Source organism: Chryseobacterium sp. YIM B08800 (assembly GCF_026163565.1).
Lineage (GTDB): Bacteria > Bacteroidota > Bacteroidia > Flavobacteriales > Weeksellaceae > Chryseobacterium.
In genome coordinates, this window is sequence record NZ_JAPDKN010000005.1 from 95589 (window position 1) to 105386 (window position 9798).

Consider the following 9798-nt stretch of genomic DNA (forward strand, 5'->3'; position numbering starts at 1 on the left):
AAAAAAACATCTTTTTATTATATTATCTAAAGAATTAATAAAATAGGATTTAAGAAACTAATTTTAAAGTGTTTTCATTTTGATCATTGACTGCAAGTAAACAAAAAAGCTCTTAGGTGAAATCGAAAAATTTTAAAAGATTCTTCATTTCATAATACTGCGTTTTGGTTTCACTTAATTTTCGATAATATAAAAACACGTCAAGTTCTGTCGTAATATTCATTTAGCTTTACACCACAAATGACCTATTTATGAGAATTATATCAATCATTTGTGATATGTATTAAAATATGTTAAATTAGCAAAAAATATTAACTAAAAACGCAAATCATGAAAAAGCTCTACACGAGTGCATTTTTCGTATGCACAACCGCTGTATCATTTGCTCAGAATGTGGTATGGCAAAAGGATATTAAATCCTCTACTCAGGATTTTCTTTCACAAGTCACCACAACAGTAGATCAACAATATCTTGTAACAGGTAGCAGTATTCAAGCAGGAAGCGGGAAGCTTGGTGCCGGAAGTTTACCATCTCAAGGTAAAGGAAATCAAAACAACGGTTACGATTTTCATCTTGTTAAATTGAATCAGCAAGGAGAAGAAGTCTGGGAAAAATATTTCTCAGGACAAAACCACGACTTTTTATCGGCAACGGTTTCAACCCAAGAAGGAGGATTTCTTCTGGCGGGAACTTCTTTTTCAGGAAAAGGTTTAGACAAAAAAGATGCTTCTAAAGGAGGATCTGATATCTGGCTGATCAGAATCAACGAATTTGGAGATGAGCTTTGGCAAAAAACTTTGGGAACCTCACAGGATGAAGAAGCAAGATCGGTGATTCAGACTGCGGATTTCGGATTTATGGTCGCAGGAAATGTTCAGAATGCAGCCAACGGATTCGGCTCGAAAGATGTAACGGTAACAAGACTCGATAAAAACGGAAAAGTACTTTCAGAATTAGTTTTAGGCGGAAGAGGATTAGATGAAGTGGAAAAGATGATTCCTACTCCGGATGGAGGAGCGTTGCTTGGAGTTTATTCGAGGAGTTCTGAGTTTCGGGTTTCGGGTTCCGAGTCTCATGGTTCGGGTTCCGGTAACGAAAACTCGAATCCCGTATCACGAAACTCCAAATCCAGCCCCAATTTCGGAGAGGGTGATTACTGGGTAATCAAGCTTAGCAAAGACAATAAAATAGAATGGGAAAAGAATTTCGGAGATAAAGGTGATGATCATTTGAGAACGATGGTTTTTACTTCTTCAGGATATATTATTGGCGGAGAATCGAGATCTGAGAAATCAGGAAATAAAACGGTTGGAATTGAAGAAGGAACAGATGTTTGGTTGATCTCCTTAAACACGAAAGGAGAAGAACAATGGCAGAAATCTTACAATTTTAAAAACCGGGATATTTTAATGAGTATGAATACAATCACCGGAAAATCATCAACCAACAACCATCAACCATCAACTAAAGGCATTTTGTTGGGTGGTTACACTCAGGTAGAAGGAAGAATTGAAGCAGATGATGAAACATTTTGGATGATGTATATCGATAATGAAGGAAACGAACAATGGAGAAAGCATGTAAAAGGAGAATCGAGAAAGAAAGAGGAACGGCTTTCTGACCTGAAAATGAATAAGGATGGTTCGATTGTTTTGGCAGGGACAAGCGCTGAAGAATTAGGAAAAGAGAACTGGAAGATTGTAAAATTGGGAGATTCTCAGATTGATCAGTTAATCGAGAAACAAAATATTAAGATTTATCCTAATCCGGTGTCTGATTACTTTTATGTTGAGATTGGGTTTGAGGATGGAAGCTGGAAGCTGGGTGACGGGAAGTCTGAAGCCGATATTACACTTTATGATATGGGTGGAAGACAGCTTCAAAGTCTGAAAACAAAGAATAAAGTAACTAAGATTAATACGCAGAATCTTATTCAGGGCGCTTATCTGATTGTAGTGAAAACGGATAATGAGAAAACTGCGAATGCTAAATTGATTAAAAAATAAAAACAAATGAGAAAAATAATTCTAACTACAATCTTTCCTTTATTAATTATAACCAATTATAAAGCACAGGATTCAAAAAACTATGCACCCAATATCATTCCACCTGCTCCATCAGTTAATAACCTGATGAAGTTTGAAGAAGTTCCGGTAAGTCATTACACGGGAGTTCCGGATATTTCGATTCCGATTGCTGCAATGCCTACAGGACTCAGCAATGTTAATATGAATTTGAGTTTAAAGTATCATTCGCTAAGTCTCAAACCAGAAGACAGAGCGGGTGAAGCAGGTATCGGCTGGAATCTTTTTGCAGGAGGAACCATTTCTAGAACTGTTGTAGACCTTCCTGACGATATAGAAACTGTAGTATCAACAGGGGCAGGAAGTAATCCTGCAGTACATAAATTTGGAATCTACCTGGATGAAACAACGGCTAATTTACCTGCAATAAACAGAAATCACACAAAAAAATTTATTGAAGTTCTTGAATCCGGTAATCCTCTGTTATATGATAACCATAACTACAGAAAGCTATTGTATGAAGCAAATTTTCACAATAGGTTTGATACAAGCTATGATTTGTATCAATATAACTTCATGAACTATACAGGGCGATTTATTGTTAAGAAAAACAGCAATAATGTATTGGAAGTGGTAAAGCTAGACCGCACTAATCTAAAAATTGTCTGTAATACGGATTCCAGTAATACCAATACAATTAACTCATTTGACATCACAGACGAATATGGAAATATTTTCACCTTTGATGTAAAAGAACTGTCTAATACGAGTGTTTTTTCATATTCTGCGAATATTTTTGAGGGAGATAATATTAATTATTCAAGTAATAATCAATACACAAGCAGTTATCATTTAAGTAAAATAAAAGACCCTTCAAATACCGAATTTGTAAAATTTAATTATTACCCTAAAAAAGAAATAAGCATCAATAATGTATCTGAGATTAACCGAAACTATTCGGGGGCTCTTGATTTCCCATGGGGTATAAAATCATTTGCCAATACTTCTCTTCCCAAGAAAAGAGAGATCATAAACAGTACGATAACTACTGAAACAAGGCAACTACAGGAAATAGAAATTAAAGATCGCGGAAAGCTTATTTTCGAATACGAATACGGAAGACAGGATACCAACTATGACGGTTCTCTACTTGGTAATTTACCAAGATTACAAAAAATAAAAATGTTTGATGCTTCCAATCATTTAATTGAAAGTAATGTTTTTGATCATAATTATACGAATCGCGACAGGCTTACCTTACAAAGTGTAAAAAAGTATGACAAAAATAACCAGTTTATTTCCGAATATACTCTTAACTATAATATGTATTACTCAGGAATGGTGGAAGATGAGTGGAAATACTTAAAATGTAAAGATTCTAACTATTCTTACAGGGATGATTGTGTAAGTGCAGGACAGCTAAGTTCTATCACACTTCCTACAAAAGGAAAAATTGAATTTAGCTACGAATCTAACTCTTACAGCTACCATCCAAATTCTGAAATTTTTTCACCCGAAACAGTGGAAGTTTCTAATTATGATGATAATGAATTGAATTGGGATCCTGTTTCGAGCAATGTAAATTTCACCAATTTTAATTCAGGATACAAATTAGCTTTTACAATTAGCAATCCCGTAAAAGCTTCCCTTAGTTTTAATTTTGATGCTTTATACCAGAGTAACTATTCATGGTATCTTACACTACTAAGAAAGGCAGTAATTATGTTACCGTTGCCGGAACCGGCCCCGGACTAAATAATGATGCCAATGCCTACAGTACCGGGCTAGAAACAAATGTACTTCCTGCCGGTGAATATTATTTAAAGCTCGATAATTATATGGGAAGCAACGCCGGAGTATTCAATGTTTGGGTAAATTCGTTCTATAAAATAAAAAACCTTAACGACTATCGTTTTCTACCCGGAGGTGGAATCAGGATTAAAAGAATAAAATATTATGATGCAACCGGCGGAAACATTATTCTTCCTGTTAAAATGACTGATTATAGCTATAACAGTCTGGAGAGCGATAAAAAAAGCAGTGGTGCATTGGTATTCCCCAAACCTATGTATCAGTATGAAGACCCTTATAATTATAAATTTATTTATACTGACGGAAGTTATCAATCAAGTTATAGTGGTAGCTATATCAATTCAACTCAATCCAAAAATAATTTTCTTGCCGTACAGAAAACAAAGGGAGGTGATGTAGGTTACCAATATGTGGTACAAAAAGAAATAGGAAAAGGTAAAACAGTATATAAATTTACTTCACCTATAGACTATCCCAATACTGAACTCCCAACCTTCCGTCCTACTTTTCTTCCTGCAGACAATTATGATTTCAGAAGAGGGAATATACTGAATAAAAAAGTGTACGCCGAAGGAAGCTCAGCTCCCTTAGCAGAAGAAAAATTTGAGTATTCGGAGCAGCTTACACAAACCGTTCCATTGGGTATTGGTTTGAAGTTTAATGCAACGTCTACCTTTGATGAATTCTATTACGGATCGGTATTTAAAAACTATGAAGAATATGAGTTTGCCCATGATAACAATAATATCGTTGTAGATGGTCAAGTTATGATGAATCATCCTTATCGTCTCTATTGCCTTGCCCTGACCAAAGATTCTTATAATTTTATCAACCAATTTATGAAAAAAGAGATTGTAGGTAAAATGAATCTTGTGAAACAGGAATCTATACAATATTTCGACAATCAGCAGCCTGCAAAAGAAATAACAAATTTCGAATATAACAGCAGAGATTATCCTACCAAAAAGAAAACAGAATTTTCTGACGGAACTATACAGGAAACAAGCTATCAGTATGCCCATGAGAAAGGAAATACAAAACTCATCAATGCCAATATGATAGCTATGCCATTAGAGACCACAATTATAACGAAGAAAAATACATCTGATCCGGGAGAAACAGTTTCTAAAACCGAAAATCTTTATGATAATGCTTCTCACAAATACCCCACTTCAGTTAAGTTATTTGATTTTCAAAATATTGCTTCAACAGAAGTTACCTATGATCTGTATGATTCTAAAGGTAATCTGCAACAGTATACGACAAAAGACGGTATTGTAACTTCAATAATCTGGGGTTATAACGCTACACAGCCGATTGCAAAAATTACAGGTGTACCCTATTCTACAGCCTCTGCATTAGCTTCGGGTATCATCACAGCTTCAGCTTCAGACGCAGCCAATCCTGCGAACGAAGGAGCATTGATTGATCTTTTAGATGTTTTCCGTAAGAATTCGGCATTCCAAAATGCACAGGTTTCTACTTACACGTATGATCCTCTGATTGGGGTAACCACCATTACACCCCCTTCAGGAATCAGGGAAGTTTACAAATATGACAATGCCAACAGATTGATCGAAATAAAGGATGTAAACGGAAAACTGCTTAAAGAATTCAAATACAACTACAAACACTAAGAATCATGAAAAAAATATTCATTCCGATAGGCGCAATCTTCATTGCAGGCTTTTCTCAAGCCCAGCTTACCAGTACAGAGAATTACGTTTACACCAAAACATATATCACAGATCCTACACAATCAAATCCTAAAACTTCAGAAACTGTACAGTATCTTGATGGCTTAGGAAGAACAAAACAGATAGTCAATATTAAAGCATCACCTTTAGAAAGAGATGTCGTTTCTCACTTTGTTTATGACCAATACGGAAGACAGCCCTTGGATTATCTTCCCGTTCCACAGGGAGCAACTACCAACGGTGCTATTGTATCTAACCCCTTAGCCAATGCTGTTATGCCCAATATTTACGGAGCAGAGAAAATCTATGCCGAAAAAATTTTTGAGCCTTCCCCATTAGACAGAATACTCGAGCAGAAACAGGTAGGAAATGCATGGACAGACAAACCCGTGAAATTGCAGTACAACACCAATGCAGATGGCGAGGTAAAAAAATATGTTGCTGCCTTCAATTATTCTACATTTCAATCTTCTGTTTCAATCTCATCGACTTCGTACACAAGCGGTCAGCTTTATAAAAATACGGTAACCGATGAAGACGGCAATAAAACCATTGAATTTAAAAACGGTAAGGGACAAATCGTACTCGTAAGAAAAATGCTTGATGAGAACACTAAAGTTGACACTTATTATGTATACAATAACTATGAACAGCTTGCTTACGTGATTGCTCCTTTGGCAGTGACAGCCAATTCCGTAGACAGCAATACCCTTAATAACCTTTGCTATCAGTACAAATATGACAGCAGAAACCGTTTGGTGGAAAAAAAGCTGCCGGGGAAAGGTTGGGAATATATGGTCTATGATAAAGCAGACCGATTAATATTCACTCAGGATGCCGTAATGCGACCATCCGGGAAATGGCTTTTTTCTAAATACGATCAATTCGGAAGAACTATTCTTACAGGAATTGTTGCAGGAACTACAGATAGAGCAGCTATGCAGAATATGGTTGGTAATCTTGTGATCACAGAAGCAAGAAACTCAGGCGGTTTTACCAAAAACGGACAGTTAATAGAATACTCTAATGCGTATTTCCCATATATGGAAACTGTGTTATCTGTCAATTATTACGACACTTATCCAAACGGAACACCGGGTTTTACACCCACTCTTCCGGGAAATACCGCCATTACAGACAATTCAAACCAAAACATCAATACCAAAAGTTTACCTGTAGCCTCTTTTGTAAAAAACATTGAAGACGATAGCTGGACGAAAAATTACACTTGGTACGACCAAAAAGGAAGAGCTATCGCCTCTCATTCTGTGAATCATCTTGGAGGATACACCCAAACAGAATCTCTGCTCGATTTCTCGGGAACGCCTTTACAGGTAATTACAAAACATAAAAGGCTGAGCAGTGATCCCGAAAAAGTGATTACAGAAACATTTACTTACGACCATCAGAACAGACTCAAAACCCACAAGCATAAAATCGACAACAATGCCGAAGAAATTTTAGCTCAGAATGAATACAACGAACTCTCTCAGCTGAAAACTAAAAAAGTGGGCGGAACAGTTTTAGGAAGCGGTCTTCAGACGATAGATTACCAATACAACATCAGAGGATGGATGACGCACATCAATGATCCCAATGACTTAGGGGGCGACCTTTTTGGATATAAAATAAAATACAACCAGGTGGAAGGTCTTACAAATCCTGATGCATCAGAAGCACCGTTGCAGGTGGTTCCGAAGTTCAACGGAAACATTGCGGAAATAGACTGGAAAACGGGAGCTTCTCCCAATGAATCTCTGAAAAGATACGGTTATGTTTATGATAAATTAAACAGATTATCAGCAGGATTTTACCAAAATTCTACCAACCCTTCATTGAGAGAATATTACGAAAAAGCAACCTATGACCTGAACGGTAACATTAAAACCATGGTAAGAACTGCCCAGAGAATAGGAGCAACTTCTTTAATGATCGATAATCTGACCTATCAGTATGAAAATGGCAATGCAAGTAACCGACTGCAGAAAGTAACCGACGCTGTTACCATTGCACAGGGATTTCCTTACAAAGCCAACCCAACCAATATAGGATATGACGAGAACGGAAACATGACTGCATTTCAGGACAAAAACATTTCTTCCATTCAATATAATTATCTAAATTTACCCAAGAAGATTACCCAGAATGCTCAGGTTACAGATTACGTTTACCGTGCAGACGGAGTAAAAGTAAAGAAGCTCTTTAATGGTTTGGAAACAGATTACCTCGATGGCTTTCAGTATAAGTTTACTAATGCATGGGAAGATGAATCAGGAAGCATGATAAATGATGAAATGAGATTAAGAATCATCCCAACTTCAGAAGGTTATTTTGATGCTTTAAGAAACAGGTATTTTTATAATTATACGGATCATCTTGGAAATGTAAGATTAAGCTACAGCGATGCAGACGGAAATGGTGAAGTTACAGGAGATATTGTGGTGAACAATTGTTATGATACTCCCGATGGACAGGTTTGTAATAATTACATCATCACAGGTGAGGCTGAAGGTGTAACGAATTATTATCCTTTTGGTTTGATGCATAATGCACAGACTCATAGTTTTGATAATGCTTATCAGTACAAGTACCAAGGACAAGAATTACAGGAGACAGGCTTTTACTCGTTTAAGTGGAGAAATTACATGCCTGATGTAGGAAGGTTCTTTAATATAGATCCTCTTTCTGAAAAGTATAGCTTTCAATCTCATTATAACTTTGCCGAAAATAAAGTTATTACATTTAGAGAATTAGAAGGACTTGAAGGAATACATCATACTCAGATTGACCAAAATGGTAAAAAATCTCATGTTATAGAAAAAAATTTAGTTGTTTTAACCCAAAAGAGTCAGGATGTTCCTATTTTATCTGCATCAGCATCTAAAAAAGAAACCAAAGCAAGAGACAAAATAGTTAGAAAAAATGAAAGAATTAGATCTGAAAACGAAGCTAGAATTAATTTTGCCAGAGAGGACACTGATAATTTCTATTCAGGAAATCATAAAAATAGTGATGGTGAAAATGTTACCTTTAAAATTAACATATCAGGAATGGAAGTCAATGATACAAGTGCTAAAAAAGGTATGATAGATGGTACGAAATTAACAACTATTGCGTGGAGAAATGGAATAGAATCTTCTTTAGTAGAAGGAGGAAAACCTGTACGTGCCTCAGCTTCAATTTGGACAACTGCTAAAACATCCGCTACAGGCAGTGCGCAAGTTCTAGGACCAATGATTTATGAAGTTTACAGTCGAGATGCATCTATTGGGAATTTCTCTCATGAATTAGGTCATAATTTCGGATTAAGTCATCCAGAAGGAGGAAGTAGATCTGGAGATTTAATGGATTATCCTCCCAATGGTTTGAGTACACAAAATATAGATACAATTATTAAAGAATCTTATCCAGCAAAATGAAAAAAATATTTAAAATCTTATTGCTTTTACTTACATTTTTATGCTATGGTCAAAAAAATTATTTTGTAATTACTATAGATAAAATTGATAAAAATTATCCTAACGAGCATCCTTTATATTTTTGGATTATCGATTTATCTGAAAAAGATTCCAAACCAGCTCCTCTTTATTTTTGGGACATAAATAAAGAAAATGTAGATGATTGCTCTAAATATAATGGAATATCTGTCTTTAATGAAGATCAAAGTATATCTTCATTAGATAATCTTTTAGAAAAAATTTATAAAAACAGAAAACAAGTTTTAAATCTTGAAAAGCAATGGATAATAGGAAGAAATAAAAAACCAATCAAATTTAAAGTCTTTATTACTCCTATTTCTGCAGATTTATTTTCATGTAATATTAGCCAAAGAGAAGGTGAAAAAATAAATTATCAAGGTAAAGTTTACTTTTTAAATGAAAAATTTATAATTAGTGAAAAATTATTAGAAACTAATACAAATGGTTTAGAATCTTTAAAATGGATAAACTTTAGCTTTGTTAAAACTTATCCATATTCCCAATAAATAACTTTAAATTTACCCAAGAAGATTACTCAGAATGCTCAGGTTACAGATTACGTTTACCGTGCAGACGGAATAAAAGTAAAGAAGCTCTTTAATGGTTTGGAAACAGATTACCTCGATGGCTTTCAGTATAAGTTTACTAATGCATGGGAAGATGAATCAGGAAGCATGATGAATGATGAAATGAGATTAAGAATCATCCCAACTTCAGAAGGTTATTTTGATGCTTTAAGAAACAGGTATTTTTATAATTATACGGATCATCTTGGAAATGTAAGA

At 35.2% G+C, this 9798-nt stretch carries 6 protein-coding genes; all 6 read left to right on the plus strand.

All coding sequences use genetic code 11. From position 1 onward, the window contains the following. Window positions 1-330 precede the first annotated feature (330 nt). Window positions 331-2007 carry a T9SS type A sorting domain-containing protein gene (locus OEW74_RS03060; protein ID WP_265427096.1) on the plus strand — a complete coding sequence of 559 codons (1677 nt, stop codon included), beginning with the start codon at window positions 331-333 and terminating at the stop codon, window positions 2005-2007. A 6-nt stretch (window positions 2008-2013) separates the two neighbouring features. Then, window positions 2014-3780, plus strand: a complete 1767-nt coding sequence (locus OEW74_RS03065) for a hypothetical protein (RefSeq protein ID WP_265427097.1) — start codon at window positions 2014-2016, stop codon at window positions 3778-3780. Continuing rightward, the gene (locus OEW74_RS03070) at window positions 3714-5474 is read left to right on the plus strand and encodes a hypothetical protein (RefSeq protein ID WP_265427098.1); all 1761 of its coding nucleotides are present in this window, start codon (window positions 3714-3716) and stop codon (window positions 5472-5474) included. The genes OEW74_RS03065 and OEW74_RS03070 overlap by 67 nt, the downstream gene beginning before the upstream one ends. Before the next feature lie 5 nt (window positions 5475-5479). Continuing rightward, window positions 5480-8953 carry a DUF6443 domain-containing protein gene (locus tag OEW74_RS03075; RefSeq protein WP_265427099.1) on the plus strand — a complete coding sequence of 1158 codons (3474 nt, stop codon included), beginning with the start codon at window positions 5480-5482 and terminating at the stop codon, window positions 8951-8953. Beyond that, window positions 8950-9519: a hypothetical protein gene (locus OEW74_RS03080; RefSeq protein WP_265427100.1), complete on the plus strand. Its 570-nt coding sequence runs from the start codon at window positions 8950-8952 to the stop codon at window positions 9517-9519. Before OEW74_RS03075 ends, OEW74_RS03080 begins: the two co-directional genes overlap by 4 nt. A gap of 99 nt (window positions 9520-9618) precedes the next feature. After that, on the plus strand, window positions 9619-9798 hold a 180-nt coding region (locus OEW74_RS03085), incomplete at its 3' end, for a hypothetical protein (protein WP_265427101.1).

Coding starts and splice junctions, on each gene's coding strand:
- OEW74_RS03080 (WP_265427100.1), top strand. CDS start 8,950: ATGAAAAAAATATTTAAAATCTTATTGCTTTTACTTACATTTTTATGC.
- OEW74_RS03075 (WP_265427099.1), top strand. CDS start 5,480: ATGAAAAAAATATTCATTCCGATAGGCGCAATCTTCATTGCAGGCTTT.
- OEW74_RS03060 (WP_265427096.1), top strand. CDS start 331: ATGAAAAAGCTCTACACGAGTGCATTTTTCGTATGCACAACCGCTGTA.
- OEW74_RS03070 (WP_265427098.1), top strand. CDS start 3,714: ATGGTATCTTACACTACTAAGAAAGGCAGTAATTATGTTACCGTTGCC.
- OEW74_RS03065 (WP_265427097.1), top strand. CDS start 2,014: ATGAGAAAAATAATTCTAACTACAATCTTTCCTTTATTAATTATAACC.